This window comes from Mycolicibacterium agri (genome assembly GCF_002553505.1).
Lineage (GTDB): Bacteria > Actinomycetota > Actinomycetes > Mycobacteriales > Mycobacteriaceae > Mycobacterium > Mycobacterium agri.
Map to the genome: position 1 here is coordinate 20,383 of NZ_PDCP01000014.1, position 12,820 is coordinate 33,202.

Annotated in this window: 10 protein-coding genes; 5 read left to right on the forward strand and 5 right to left on the reverse strand. The window is 66.8% G+C overall.

The features are described 5' to 3' along the window. Position 1: 1 nt before the first annotated feature. Positions 2-670 carry an alpha/beta hydrolase family protein gene (locus CQY20_RS09845; RefSeq protein ID WP_097939899.1) on the reverse strand — a complete coding sequence of 223 codons (669 nt, stop codon included), beginning with the start codon at positions 668-670 and terminating at the stop codon, positions 2-4. A 356-nt stretch (positions 671-1,026) separates the two neighbouring features. Between CQY20_RS09845 and CQY20_RS09850 the strand changes: the two genes are divergently transcribed. Together CQY20_RS09850 and CQY20_RS09855 are read left to right on the forward strand one after the other, a co-directional pair. Further along, entirely contained in the window at positions 1,027-1,608 is a 582-nt protein-coding gene (locus CQY20_RS09850) for a hypothetical protein (RefSeq protein WP_097939900.1), read from the forward strand. Positions 1,609-1,757: 149 nt separating this feature from the next. Further along, entirely contained in the window at positions 1,758-3,404 is a 1,647-nt protein-coding gene (locus CQY20_RS09855; protein ID WP_097939901.1) for an NAD-dependent malic enzyme, read from the forward strand. A 13-nt stretch (positions 3,405-3,417) separates the two neighbouring features. Here the strand turns inward: CQY20_RS09855 and CQY20_RS09860 are convergent, their stop codons facing one another. Beyond that, positions 3,418-4,173: a glutamine amidotransferase gene (locus CQY20_RS09860; protein WP_097939902.1), complete on the reverse strand. Its 756-nt coding sequence runs from the start codon at positions 4,171-4,173 to the stop codon at positions 3,418-3,420. Positions 4,174-4,182: 9 nt separating this feature from the next. Then, positions 4,183-5,016, reverse strand: a complete 834-nt coding sequence (locus CQY20_RS09865) for a hypothetical protein (RefSeq protein WP_133119055.1) — start codon at positions 5,014-5,016, stop codon at positions 4,183-4,185. Positions 5,017-5,388: 372 nt separating this feature from the next. On the opposite strand from CQY20_RS09865, the gene CQY20_RS09870 reads away from it, so the two are divergent. Further along, complete coding sequence (locus CQY20_RS09870) at positions 5,389-6,177, forward strand: peptidoglycan-binding protein (RefSeq protein ID WP_097939985.1); 789 nt, start codon at positions 5,389-5,391, stop codon at positions 6,175-6,177. Positions 6,178-6,224: 47 nt separating this feature from the next. Beyond that, positions 6,225-8,807: a hypothetical protein gene (locus tag CQY20_RS09875; RefSeq protein ID WP_234816174.1), complete on the forward strand. Its 2,583-nt coding sequence runs from the start codon at positions 6,225-6,227 to the stop codon at positions 8,805-8,807. 3 nt (positions 8,808-8,810) lie between these two features. Here CQY20_RS09875 and aceA read toward each other — a convergent pair whose 3' ends face one another. Continuing rightward, the gene (gene aceA / locus CQY20_RS09880; protein WP_097939904.1) at positions 8,811-11,108 is read right to left on the reverse strand and encodes an isocitrate lyase ICL2; all 2,298 of its coding nucleotides are present in this window, start codon (positions 11,106-11,108) and stop codon (positions 8,811-8,813) included. Between the two features lie 57 nt (positions 11,109-11,165). After that, positions 11,166-11,855, reverse strand: coding sequence for an SDR family oxidoreductase (locus tag CQY20_RS09885; RefSeq protein WP_097939905.1), 690 nt, complete (start codon positions 11,853-11,855; stop codon positions 11,166-11,168). 405 nt (positions 11,856-12,260) lie between these two features. Here CQY20_RS09885 and ripD point away from each other — a divergent pair, with 405 nt between their 5' ends. Further along, a complete protein-coding gene (gene ripD, locus CQY20_RS09890) occupies positions 12,261-12,800 on the forward strand; it encodes an NlpC/P60 family peptidoglycan-binding protein RipD (protein WP_097939906.1) in 540 nt (179 codons plus the stop codon). The last annotated feature ends 20 nt before the right edge of the window (positions 12,801-12,820 follow it).

Genomic DNA, 12,820 nt, shown 5'->3' on the forward strand with positions numbered 1-12,820 from the left:
CTCAGCGACAGACTGAGGCGATGCGGTCTGCCACGTCGGCGGCGACGGCGAGCGTGCCGGGATCCTCGGCCGGGAAGTACCGCCCGGCCACCGGGTCATAGCCGGCGCCGGCGATCGACGCGTGGTCAGCGTCGAGCTCGGCGCTCTCGACCGGCCACTGATGCTTTTCCAGCACAGCGGCGAACTCGCGGCTGGCCGACACCGGCACGACATCGTCGCCGACCCCGTGCAGCAGTGTGAACGGCGACGGCTCGGCACTGCCCGGCATGTCGGTGGCCGGCACCCGGCCCGAGATGGGGTCGGCGGCCATGAACGCCCCGGCCAGGCAGACCGTGTGCCGGATGCGGACATCGTGCTGTGCGGCGTTGATGGCAAGCCCCGCGGCCGCGACACCGCCCATCGACCAGCCCACGACGACGAGACTGTCGTTCTGAGCACGGTCCTGCGCGAACCGCACCGACGCCAGCAGGTCGCCGCGTCCGTTGTCGTCGGCCGCCGAATTCCAGTCGGGCGCCAGCACGGCCAATCCGTGCTCGGCGATGAGGCTGGCCAGCGGCCGGACCGACGCGCGGGCGTTGGACTGCATTCCGTGCCAGACCAGCACGACAGGTCGCCCAGCCTCACCGAAGACATCCACAAATCGGCCGGGTGCGTATTCGACGGTCTGCATGCCCTCGAGGCTACGAGCCAGCCCGGCGGGCGCCGTCGCCGCCGTACGCCGACCACCGCTGGCCCTCGCCAGGAAGGGGGAGATAGGTATGGCCGCAGTCCAAACGCCAAGCGCCCGAACCGGCCACGCTTACCAGCCGGAACCGGTTGCAATACCGACAGTGGGCCATCGCTGCCCTCCTTTCCTGGTCCCTTTCCGAAACCGCTGCACGATACCGAAACGGTATGCAGCCGCGGCGACCGCCATAACGGGGCGAGCTCCCCGCTCTTGCGCCCCACCCGGGGTAGGGGATTAGGGGTTTCGCGCCTACGGCTGCGGTGTCTGACACTTCAGGCACCGCCGGTACGATCGCCCCCATGCCGGGAGAGGACGACCTCTCGAGTCGGTTCGACTACCTCTTCGAGCCCCTTCCCCACGAGGAGTCGACCGGCGATGCCGCCGACACCGAACCGGCCGACGCCGTGTCCGAAGACCATCCATCCTCACCGAGCACCACCCCCGTGCGGCTGGCCTTCGCGGCCTTCATCCTCACCGTCATGGCGGCGGCCACGGTGGTCGCCGCGTTGCTGCTGCAACGCCCCGACGACGCGACCGATTCCATCGACGTGTCGCCAGATCCCGCCCCGCTTTCCACGACGGCGCCCGGTCTGCCGAGCCAAGCCGCGCCACCGCCGCCTGCCCCGCCGACCGAAACCTCCGAGGGCGTCGAAACGCCGACCGTGCAGCTCGCCCCACAGCCCGAGCGACAGGAACCGACGACGGCACGCCGCAAGCCCGCGGCGGCGGTGCCCAAGACACCGAAGACCAGGGCACCGATCAGCGTCGCGCCGACCAAGCGCGCGCCGTTTCCCAGTCAGCGCACCGGCGGCAATGAGGAAACCGAAGGCGGCGGGCTGCTCGGCGGGCTGCCCGGACCCGATCTCCCGGGACCGTTGTGACGCACCCGCGCCACCTGCATCGGCAAACACACTGACCTGCAGAAGTTTTCGCAAACGTCGAAGACAACCAGGCCGAAGCCCCTTCACACCAGTCGAATAACGGATAACTTGAACCTGTCGCACCGCAGGAACGGAGAAGCCCGAACCAGATGCCTGAGGAATTGAGAGGCCAAGCCAAGCTGTTCGACCCGTTGACCACCAAGGGCACGGCGTTCACCCGCGAGGAACGGATCAAATACGGTCTGCTCGGGCTGCTTCCAACTGCGGAGAAGACACTCGAGCAGCAGGTCGAGCACTCCTGGCATGAGTTCTCGACGCGCCGCGACGACCTCGACAAGCACATCTATCTCCGCGCACTGCAGGACCGCAACGAAACGCTGTTCTACGCGTTGCTGCGCGCGCACATCGCCGAGACCATGCCGATCGTCTACACACCCACTGTCGGCGTTGCATGCCAACGCTTCAGCGAGATCTACCGACGGCCCAGGGGCCTTTTCGTCTCGTACCCCGACCGCGACCGGCTGGCCGAAGTGATCAACAACCGCCCGCATCGGGACCCCGCTGTCATCGTGGTCACCGACGGTCAGCGCATCCTGGGGCTTGGCGACCAGGGCATCGGCGGCATGGGCATCCCGATCGGAAAACTGTCGCTGTACACGTTGATCGGCGGCATCAACCCGGCTCGCACCCTGCCGATTGTGCTCGACGTCGGCACCGACAACGTCGAACTGCTGCAGGATCCGCAATACCTCGGCTGGCGCCACCGCCGGATCAGCGACGACGAGTACTACACATTCATCGACGAATTCGTCACGACGGTGCACGGGCAGCTGCCTAATGTGCTGCTGCAGTGGGAGGATTTCGCGACCGCGCACGCGATGCCGATCCTCGAGCGCTACCGCGACAAGATGCTCACCTTCAACGACGACATCCAGGGCACCGCCGCGGTCACGCTAGGCGCGCTGCACGGCGCCTCGAAGATCGCCGGTCGTCCACTGTCACAGCAGCAGGTCGTGATGTTGGGTGCAGGCTCGGCGGGCATCGGCGTGCTCAACATGGTGCAGCGCGAAATGGTCGCCCAGGGATTGTCCGAAGCCGAAGCGGCCGAACGGATTTGGGTGGTCGACGTCGTCGGCCTGCTCACCGATGATCGAGGAGACCTGTCGGAGGAGCAAGAGAAGTTCGCCAAGCCCGCGGACAGGATTGCCGGTTGGGGCCTGTCCGGGCCGGCGCAGCTGGCCGACGTGGTGCACCACGTCGATGTCGGCATTCTGATGGGCTTGTCCACCGCGGCCGGTGCCTTCACCGAGAGCATCGTGCGGGAGATGGCGAGCAAGGCTGAGCGGCCGATCATCTTTCCCTTGTCCAACCCGACCAGTCACGCCGAGGCACACCCGCAGGAGCTGGACGAGTGGACCGGTGGGCGGGCGCTCATCGCTACGGGTTCACCGTTTGCGCCGCTGCGCCGCGACGGTGTGGAACGGCCGGTCGCGCAATGCAATAACGTCTACATCTTCCCGGCGATGGGATTGGCGGTGACGGCCGCTGAAGCCAGGCGGGTCACCGACGACATGATGCGTGTTGCGGCGGCGACGCTGGGGGACACGTCACCGGCACTGTCTGATCCCAATGCGCCGCTGCTGCCTGCATGGACCGACCTGCCCGACGTGGCCGTGCGGATTGCGCACGCCGTCGCCCGTCAGGCCGTTGCCGACGGCGTGGCGCCTGCACGCACCGACGAGCAGATCGCCGAACGCATCACACAGGTGCGCTGGATCCCCGAGTACCCGGACTGATCCCGCCTTGCGGTCAGCGCCGCCGCATGTAGCGTTCGACGAAGCGGCGCAGGATCGTCGGCGGATACTCGATATGGTGTTGCCGCGCATCCCGTTTGAGCGACTCGGCCGATTCCGGCGCGAAGTAGCCGTAGTGCTTGTAAACGTCGATTCTGGTGCAGACGCCGTCGACGTCGAGCTCGGGATGGAACTGGGTCGCATAGCAGTTCTCGCCGACCCGGAAGGCCTGAATGGGGCAGCCGGGAGAGGACGCCAGCCGGACCGCATTCGAGGGCAGCGCGCTGGCGGCTTCCTTGTGGCCGCCGAACGCGTCGAACACCTCGGGAAGGTCGGCGAACAGCGGCTCTTTCAGACCCTCGGCGGTCAGCGTGACGGTGACAGCGGCCACCGGCTCGGGGTGACTTCGGTCGACGGCCGCACCGATCACCGAGCCGAGTACGCCCACGCCGTAACAACATCCGAGGAACGGGAAGTCTTCTTCCACGGCCCGACCGACGAGCGAGAGCAATTCCGACTCGACCCGTCGTTGGGTCGGGCTCTTGGACTCCGGTGGATCGCTGACGTTGTAGGGCCCGCCGCCGAGGATCACCCCGGACCAATCGTCGAAGTCGATGTCGCCTAATTCGGTGTGCGTCAGCCGGATTCGCCGCATCCCGGATTCGTCCAGGCCGGCGAAGCGCCTCATCGCCTGGTACTCGTCGTCGGCCGCGGCATCCTCGCCGCGGATGGAAAGCAGCAGAAACGGTTTGTGGCGCTCCGGTGTCGACATGCTGGCGCGTTAGCAGAAACCAAAGCAGCCGCGACGGCGGCCGCCGGGCGTGTCACCAGGGGTGCTGGATTTGCTGCCGGGCACCGGTTTCGGAACGGGTGCGACGCTCATCGGCGCCCTCGTGACGTCCACTCTGGGCTTCGAAGTGGGCGACGGGCGACTGTAGCGGGGCTCCGAATATTGGCGTTGCGGAGCCGGCTTTGACGCACTGGCCGCCGTCGGGGCGGGCTTGCTCGGCGCAGGCGGGGCACTGGTCGGCGCCTCGATCGTCGACCGCTCGGCGCTGGTGCTCGGGCTGCGGAACATCAGCCAACTGCCGGCGACAAGGCCGGCGATCACGACCGCGGCTGCCGCTGCGGCAGCGGGCTTGGCCCGGTACCACGGCTGCGGACGATACGCCGGTATCGCCATGCCGACGGCCGGGTACACCATCGCGGTTTCGTCGAGCGCGCGCGTGCTCAGCGGCGGCGGGGTCGGCGCGGATCGTTCGGCGTCGTACCGGCCGGGCTCCTCGGCTGCAAATTGATCGGGATGATCCGGGACCAGGTCGTAGATGTCGACCGGGTCAGCGGGCGCCGGGATCGGATCCTCGACATCAGGTTCGTCGACCGTATCGAGCGCGGGCGACTCGGCCTGAATGACGCGGATCGGCTCGGTGATCGGGTCGTGCGCGACGGTAGCGGTGGTTGCAACCGGTTCGGCAACCGTGTGCGTGTACTCGAAGTCGCGGTCCGGGGCCCCACCCGGCTGTGTCAGCGGTGCACTCCCCAACGACGTCAGCAGTGCTTGATCAGCGGCGCGGCGAAGGACCCGACGCTCCATCAGCCGATTCACACGCCCCACGCAGACAAGCCTAATGGGACGCCGAGGTACCAGGTACGCCGATGTGAGAAGGCGTGTCGTCGCCGAGGAACGACACCGCATCGACGGCGGGTACTTGCAAACACAAATACCTACCAACTTTTTGCTGCTGTCGATCAGTTACCGTTGCGCCGTGCCCGGATCAGCCGACGTCGACCAGTTGACCAGGTTGTTTGCCGGAACGTTTTTGCCGTGGCAGTTAATTAGATCCGCATAAGTGTCAGCGGCAGATTTGCGCGTGATCGCGTTTTCTTGTGTTGAACCTCACTGATCTTGGGTTCTGCCGGGTACTCGGTCGCCACGAAATGCTGAGTGCTCGGAGTCGGGGCCGGGCTGGACCACGGAGACACGAACATGCGTGACGACGGATTGACACCCGAGGAACTAGCCGCGGAAACAGCGACCGCGCTACCAGACAAAGAGGTTGTCTCGATTCTGGACCTCAATGCCGACGTCGACGTCTTCATCGACGCCGCGGCACCGATCGACCTCGCCGCGGCGGCCCAGCTCAACGTGGCGGCGCCGATCGACGCCGCGGCGGGCGCAAACGTCTTGTCGACGGGCTCCACCGCGGTCGCCGAAGTGCAACAAACCGCTGCTGTAGACCAGACGCTGACCGCCGATGCGATCGCCTTTGCCGACCAGGACAGCGTGATCGACCAGTCCGACGAGGCCGACGGCGATCCGGCACCGCCGCCGTCCGACGACGACGGAACCGTCGAGGTCGGCGATCTGGCCACGCTCGAGGGTCCGCTGCTCAATGTGGACGTCAATGTCGACCTCGACACCGACCTTGCCGCACCGATCGCGGGCGCCGTGGCGGCCAATGCCAATGTCGCAGCGCCGATCAGCGCGAGCGTCGCCGCCAACGTGCTGTCCGACAACTCCGTCGCGAGCGCGTTGTCGGTCCAGGACGCGACGATCACCCAGTCACTCGACGGCGAAGCCAATGCCACGTCGCTCCAGGAGTCGTCGATCGACCAGGGCACCACCCAACCAGACAGCGGTGATTCCGGCACAACAACATCCGGCGCAACGGCATCCTCGGCGAGCACCTCGGCCGCAGACAACGACGGTGGCGGCTCCGGTGATTCCGGCGGATCCAGTAGCGGCTCGGGCGATTCCGGCGGCTCCGACAGCTGACCCGCTGACCGCACTGCTGAACCGCCGACACATCGGAGAGCATTCCTGTGACCACCGCGGCTGTGGCCAAAGAGGCTGGGGCGCAACGACACATCACCCTGCAACGCGCCGACGGCGTGCAGTTGATCGGGGAGATGCGAAGTTCGGGCTACCGCGTCGCGCCCTGCCTCGTCCGGCGCGCCGACGGGCAGACCATCCAGCTCACCCCGCTGCTGTACGCGCTGTTGAGCGAAATCGACGGTGACCGCGACATCGCGGAACTCAGCGCCGCGGTGTCGCAGGCCACCGGTCGACGGGTCAGCGAAGACAACGTCCACCAACTCGCCCAGCAGAAGCTGCGGCCGCTCGGCCTGCTCGTGCGGGCCGACGGCAGTCAGCCCGACGTGAAGAAGCGAAACCCGTTGCTGGGCCTTCGGTTCCGCTATGCCGTCACAGATCCAGATCGCACCCGCAGACTCACCGACCCGTTCCGATTCCTCTTCTACCCGTGGATGGTCGTTGCGCTGCTGGTCGCGTTCGGTCTCGTGTGCTGGTGGGTGTTCTTCCGCAAGGGGCTGGCCTCGGCGGCATACGACGCGTTCGAACGGCCTGGCCTGCTTCTGCTTGTGTTCGCGGTGACGGTGCTGTCCGCGGGCTTTCACGAATTCGGGCACGCCGCGGCGGCGCGCTACGGCGGCGCCACACCAGGGGTCATGGGAGTCGGGCTCTACCTGGTGTGGCCGGCGTTCTACACCGATGTCACCGACTCGTACCGGCTCGGCCGTGGGGGGCGGTTGCGCACCGACCTCGGCGGGCTCTACTTCAACGCGATCGTCGCGGTCGCAATCACCGGGCTGTGGATGTGGTTGGGATACGACGCGCTGCTGCTTGTCGTGGCGACACAGATCATTCAGATGCTGCGCCAACTCGCGCCTTTGGTGCGGTTCGACGGCTATCACGTGCTGGCCGACCTCACCGGCGTGCCCGACCTTTACGGGCGCATCAAGCCGACGCTGCTGAGCATGCTGCCGTGGCGGTGGGGTGACCCGCAGGCGCGGGCGCTCAAACCGTGGGCGCGCATCGTGGTCAGCCTGTGGGTCGTCATCGTCATTCCCCTTCTGCTCTTCGCCATTTGGACCGCTATCGTCGCGCTGCCCCGGCTGATCGGCACCGCATGGGCCAGCCTCAACAGGCAGCAGGACGTGCTGTCGACGGCATGGGCCGACGGTGACATGGTCCAGGCCGCTGCCCGTGTGTTGTCGATGCTCGTCATCCTGATCACCGCCGCCGGCGTCGTCTACATGCTCGTCCGCTTCACCCGCGGCAGCGTCCTAGCGGCGTGGCGGGGGACCGCGGGCAAGCCCGTCATGCGCGTTCTCGCAGGCATTTTGGGCGCCGGAGTGCTCGCCTCGATCGCCTACGCATGGTGGCCCAACGACGACAACTACCGACCGATCCAGCCGTCCGAACGCGGCACCATCGGCGACATCGTCTATGCGTTGCGGACGGAATCGACCGCAGTTTCGCGCACGGCCAGCGACACGCGCCCGCTGTCCGCGTCCAAGCCCCTCGCCGCGGGGCAACGCGGTGTCATGCAAGCCGTTTGGGACATGCGGACCCCACCGCCGACGATCCGGTCGCCGCAACTGGCGGTCATCCTGGTGCCAAGGACCCCGTCCGGGACCGGCGTTGGAGGCGGCGGCGGCGGTGGCTACATCGCGGCCGCACCGGCCCAGGCTCCCACGGCCGACGACGGCTGGGCCTTCCCGGTCGACAAGCCACTCGCCCCGGAAGAGGGCGACACCCAAGCGTTAGCGGTCAACACAACCGACAACACGGTGGTGTACGACGCCGCCTTCGCCATGGTGTACGTCACCGGATCAGAGGCGATGAACGTCAACGAGGCGCACGCCTACGCGTCCTGCGAGTCGTGCGGCGCGGTCGCGGTCGCCTATCAGGTGGTGATCGTCATCGACACCGACACCACCGACAACAACATCGCCGTACCGCAGAACCTCGCCGGCGCACTGAACTACGAATGCGTCAACTGCCTGACCTACGCGCTGGCGCAACAGCTGTTCATCACCGTCGACGAACCGCTGACTGAGGCCCAGATCGACGAACTGAACACGATCTGGGCGGAGATGCAGGCCTACGAGCAGTCGATCGAATCGGGCGACCCACCGCCGCCCGCCGAAATCGAAGCCAAACTCGACGAATTCAGCGCGCGGATCACCGAGGTGGTCGGGCCCACCACAACAGATCCGACGCAGACGTCGACGGCCCCGGTCACGGGCACGCCGAGTTCCTCGGTAACACCCACCACCGCCACAGCCTCGCAGACGCCTCCGCCTCCGACAAGCGCCGAGGCGACGGCGCCGAGTAGTACGGCGACGCCCGAATCGACCTCACCCGAGGCCACCACGTCCGCGGAGAGCACGACGACGGCCGACAACACCTCGGTGGCCACGAGCGCGCAGAGCACCCCGTCGAGCGAGCCCACCGCATCCGGCGACTCCACTTCGGGGGCAACCACTTCCGATGGTTCCGCCACGGACGGGTCGGACACGGCTGGTTCGAGTTCGGACGGCTCGACGTCCGACGACTCGTCGGGGTCGTCGGGGCCCTCAAGTGAGGGCGGAACCCCCTAGCGGTCAGTCCTCCTTGCGGATCAGGCGCATCAACGCCGCCTGGTCAGGCTCGAGCAACTGCTCGATGCGAGGATGGTTCACTTCGGCGACGATCACCTCGCCGACATCCTTGCTGACGTCGCGGAAGATGCCGTGCGACTTCATCTTCTCGGTTTGGTAGATGTTGTCCTCGGTGGGCTTGATGTAGTACACCGCGTCGGCGTCGAACCGGTGAATCAGCCACAGGTGGATCAACGTCATCAGCCGCTTCTTGCGCAGCTGCTCGGCGAACGTGTTCTGGTCGCGCACCGTGAGAATGCTGCGGCCGTTGCGGTCCTTGATCGGGTCGACCAGGACGTTGGCGAGCTTTTCCTCGCCGTCGCCGCGCGCACCGTAGATGCCGAGTTCGAGCACTTCGCCACCGGGGCGCAGCGGACGGAACTGCACGCGAAGCCTCTCACCGAGGTTGTAGTGCTCGCCCCACAGCGCCAGCCAGTCCTCGAGCAGCTTCTTGGGCACTTCGGTTTGCACGAGGTGCTGGTGCTGCGTGGAGCCCTCGCCCATGGCCTTGGTCGTGGCCGTGCGACCGGACGACGCGGACAGGGCGGCGTCGCTGCGCGGACCACCCACCAGCGTTTGCGGTGTGCGGTACGGGGATTCGACGAGACGCATCTTGCGTTGCAGCCGAGCCAGCGACAGCATGCCGTCCTGCTTCAGTGCGCCGGCGAACTCTTCTGCGGCGACGCCGTCGATCTGGTGTCCGCCGTAGGTCATGAAGTTGAAGACGAAGCCCATCTTGCCCAGTTCCTCGGGGAACCGGCGCATCTCGTCGTCGCTCATGCCGGTGGTGTCCCAGTTGAAGGACGGCGAGAGGTTGTAGGCCAGCATCTTGTCGGGGTAGACCGCGTGGATCGCGTCGGCGAACTGCTTGGCGTCGGCGAGGTCGGCGGTCTTGGTCTCCATCCAGAGCATGTCCGCGAACGGCGCCGCCGCAAGGGATTTCGCGATCGCATAGGGGATGCCGCCGCGCAGCTGGTAGTAGCCCTCGGGTGTCTTCGCCCGTTCGCAGTCCCAGCCGGCGTCGGCGCCGAGCCGCTCGGCCTTCTCCCTGGCCTCGTACAGCGACGCCGTCTTGGCGAACTCGCGCCACTCCGCGGCGCTCATCTCGAGCGGTTCGCCCTCGCGTTCCCGGAATTCGAGGAGGTCGGCGACCGCATCGCCGTAGGTCTCCAGCCCGGCGTCGTTCTGCCAGGCCTCGACCATCTGCGACTCCACCTTGTCGAACAGGCCGTCGACGGCTTCGTCGCCCTCCTGCCGCCACGTCGACACTGCGTCGGCGATCTCCGCCGAAATGCCCTGGCGGTCAAGCCAAGCGGTCGCTGCCGCGTATTCGCCCTCGGGCAGCGCGTACAGCATGTGGCCGTTGATGTGCTTCATGCCCGCCTCGTAGAAGCTGCGCACCATCGCCAGGAAGCACGCCTTGTACGACGGGATCTTCAGGTTGGTCGCGCCGAGCAGGAACGGCTGGTCGCGTTCGTCGGCGCGGCTGTCGATCAGGTTGGCGGCCTCGGCGTCGGTGCGTGCGACGATGATTCCGGGCACGCCCATGATGTCGAGTTGGAAGCGGGCGGTGTTGAGCCGCTTGATCTGTTCGTCGGACGGGACCAGGACCTTGCCGCCCTGGTGGCCGCACTTCTTGGTGCCGGGGCGTTGATCTTCGATGTGATAACCGGGCACCCCGGCTTCCACGAAGCGCCGGATCAGGTTCCGCACGTGCGGATCGCCGCCGTGGCCGGTGTCGGCGTCGGCGATGATGAACGGGCGGTAATCCACTGCGGGCGTCGCGGCGCGTTGCTCTTCGGTCATCCGCAGCCGCAGGAAGTGCTGGTTGCGGTCGGCGGTCAACAGCGCCCGCACCAGGCCGGCCGCCTCGTCGGGCACCTGGCTGAGCGGGTAGCTGGCCAGGTCGGGGCCGGGGTCTTCGTCGGTTGAGCCCTTCGCCGACGTGGCCCACCCGCCGAGGTAGATGCCCTCGATGCCCATCCGCTTCATCGTCACCGCCTGGCCGGGGGAGTACGGCCCGAAGGTGGTGATGCTCTTGCGCTGGGCAAACAGTTCGCGCAGCCGCTCATAGAACGCCTTTGCGGCCTCGCGGGCCACTGGATAGTCGGTTGCTATGGTGCCGCGTTGTTCTACGACCTGGCGGGCGGAATAGAGGCGGATGATTCCCTCGAACCGCGGACTGTCGAAGTACCGCTGCATAGCAGCGACATCTTGCTCGAACGGTGTCTGGGGCGCTGCATCAGCTTCGACGATTGCCATAGACCAACAGTACGGCCCGCGTTTCGGCGATTGTGCGGAATCCGCACGCTGCGCTTTTCAGCTTTGCGAGAGCCGCTGCTTCACCGCGCGGGTCCGCTCGTCGGCGAGGATCTCAGGCTGGCCGGCCAGCAGACCGTCGAGCGCCTGCTTGGCCACCACCGCCGGGTCGGTCTTCTGGTCGGCGGGCACGAAGCTCGCCATGTCGGTGTCCATGTAGGCCACGTGTAGCGCCGCCACGTGGATGCCGCGGGGCGCCAGCTCCTCACGCACGGCATCGGTCATGGCCCAGCCTGCCGCCTTTGCTGCCGAGTAAGCGCCGGAGCCCGCCGTGTGCAGCCAGGACAGCACCGAGAGCACGTTGAGGATCGCGCCGCCGCCGTTGGCCTCGATGACGGGGGCGAACGCGCGGGTCACCGCGAGCGTGCCGAAGTAATGGGTCTCCATTTCCAGCCGGATGTCGCTCGGCTCGCCAGTGAGCAGGCCGGCTCGCGTCGACACCCCGGCGTTGTTGATCAGAACATTCACGTCGGAGGCGGTAGTCGCGGCCCGGGCCACGGATTCCGGATCGGTGATGTCGAGCTGGATCGGCATCGCCCCGTCGACGTCAACGGTCTCGGGCCGACGGGCCGCGGCATAGACCTTGGCGCCGCGCGCCACCAATTCGGCGGCGAAGCGTCGCCCCAGCCCTCGGTTGGCACCCGTGACAAGCGCGACGATGGGACCGTCGTTCGGAATCGTGGTGGTCATTGCCGGGCCTCCTCAAGCCTCTGTGGTTGCGGCGGCTGCCGCATTCTGTACCAATCGGTCAACAACCGGCGTCCCGCGTTATTCCCGACGAAGCCGCATCTCATACGCCGTCACATTTGGCAACGCCGCGGCGGCCGATGGGTGTATCACCTACGCGCGCTGGCAGCGGTCAGCCGAACATTCGCTCCGCCCCGGCATTTCAGCTGACTGCCCGCGCGGCGCCAGGAACGGAAAACGCCAGCACAACGATCACCGTTTCGTCACGGTATGGCCACTCATTGACGATGTGCCCTCTGCTGCATAGCCGCAGGCGACGCGACGTTGTAGAAGTAACTGTGGTGACCTCCGTCCACCAACGGGTCATCCATGTGGTCGCGGTGGTACGAAAGAGAGTGAAAGCCCGGAATGAAACGCATCTACGCCTTGGTGGTCGGACTTGCCATGTTGGTGGCGACGCCCGGTTTGGCGAGCGCTGACATCACCCGACCACTGAGCAATCAGCAACTCGTCCAGTATGTGATCGCGCGCGCCCTGTCCCAGCGCGGCGTGCCCTTCTCGTTCGGCGGCGGCGACGTCAACGGCCCGACACGGGGCAGCGGCCCCGCAGCCAACGCCATCGGTTTGGACCGCGCCGGCCACGTCGTCGGCTTGAATCCGGCCGAGAGCATCGTGGGATTCGACGCGTCCGGTTTGATGGTGTACTCGTTCGCTGGCGCGGGCATCAAGCTGCCGCGCTCGTCCGGCGAGCAGTACAAGGTCGGTCGTAAAGTGTTGCCGCAGCAGGCACTTCCGGGCGACATGATCTTCTACGGGCCCGAGGGCACCCAGAGCGTCGCGCTGTTCATCGGCAATGGGCAGATGGTGGAGGCCGGCGATCCGGTCGTCAGGGTCTCGCCGGTGCGGACCAACAACATGGCGCCGTATCTGGTACGGGTCATCGGCTGACCGAATCCGGTCGGCATGAT

Excerpts from the sequence above, each read along its gene's own strand:
- CQY20_RS09845 (WP_097939899.1), bottom strand. The coding sequence starts at position 670 with ATGCAGACCGTCGAATACGCACCCGGCCGATTTGTGGATGTCTTCGGT.
- CQY20_RS09850 (WP_097939900.1), top strand. The coding sequence starts at position 1,027 with ATGCCGGGAGAGGACGACCTCTCGAGTCGGTTCGACTACCTCTTCGAG.
- CQY20_RS09855 (WP_097939901.1), top strand. The coding sequence starts at position 1,758 with ATGCCTGAGGAATTGAGAGGCCAAGCCAAGCTGTTCGACCCGTTGACC.
- CQY20_RS09860 (WP_097939902.1), bottom strand. The coding sequence starts at position 4,173 with ATGTCGACACCGGAGCGCCACAAACCGTTTCTGCTGCTTTCCATCCGC.
- CQY20_RS09870 (WP_097939985.1), top strand. The coding sequence starts at position 5,389 with ATGCGTGACGACGGATTGACACCCGAGGAACTAGCCGCGGAAACAGCG.
- aceA (WP_097939904.1), bottom strand. The coding sequence starts at position 11,108 with ATGGCAATCGTCGAAGCTGATGCAGCGCCCCAGACACCGTTCGAGCAA.
- CQY20_RS09885 (WP_097939905.1), bottom strand. The coding sequence starts at position 11,855 with ATGACCACCACGATTCCGAACGACGGTCCCATCGTCGCGCTTGTCACG.
- ripD (WP_097939906.1), top strand. The coding sequence starts at position 12,261 with ATGAAACGCATCTACGCCTTGGTGGTCGGACTTGCCATGTTGGTGGCG.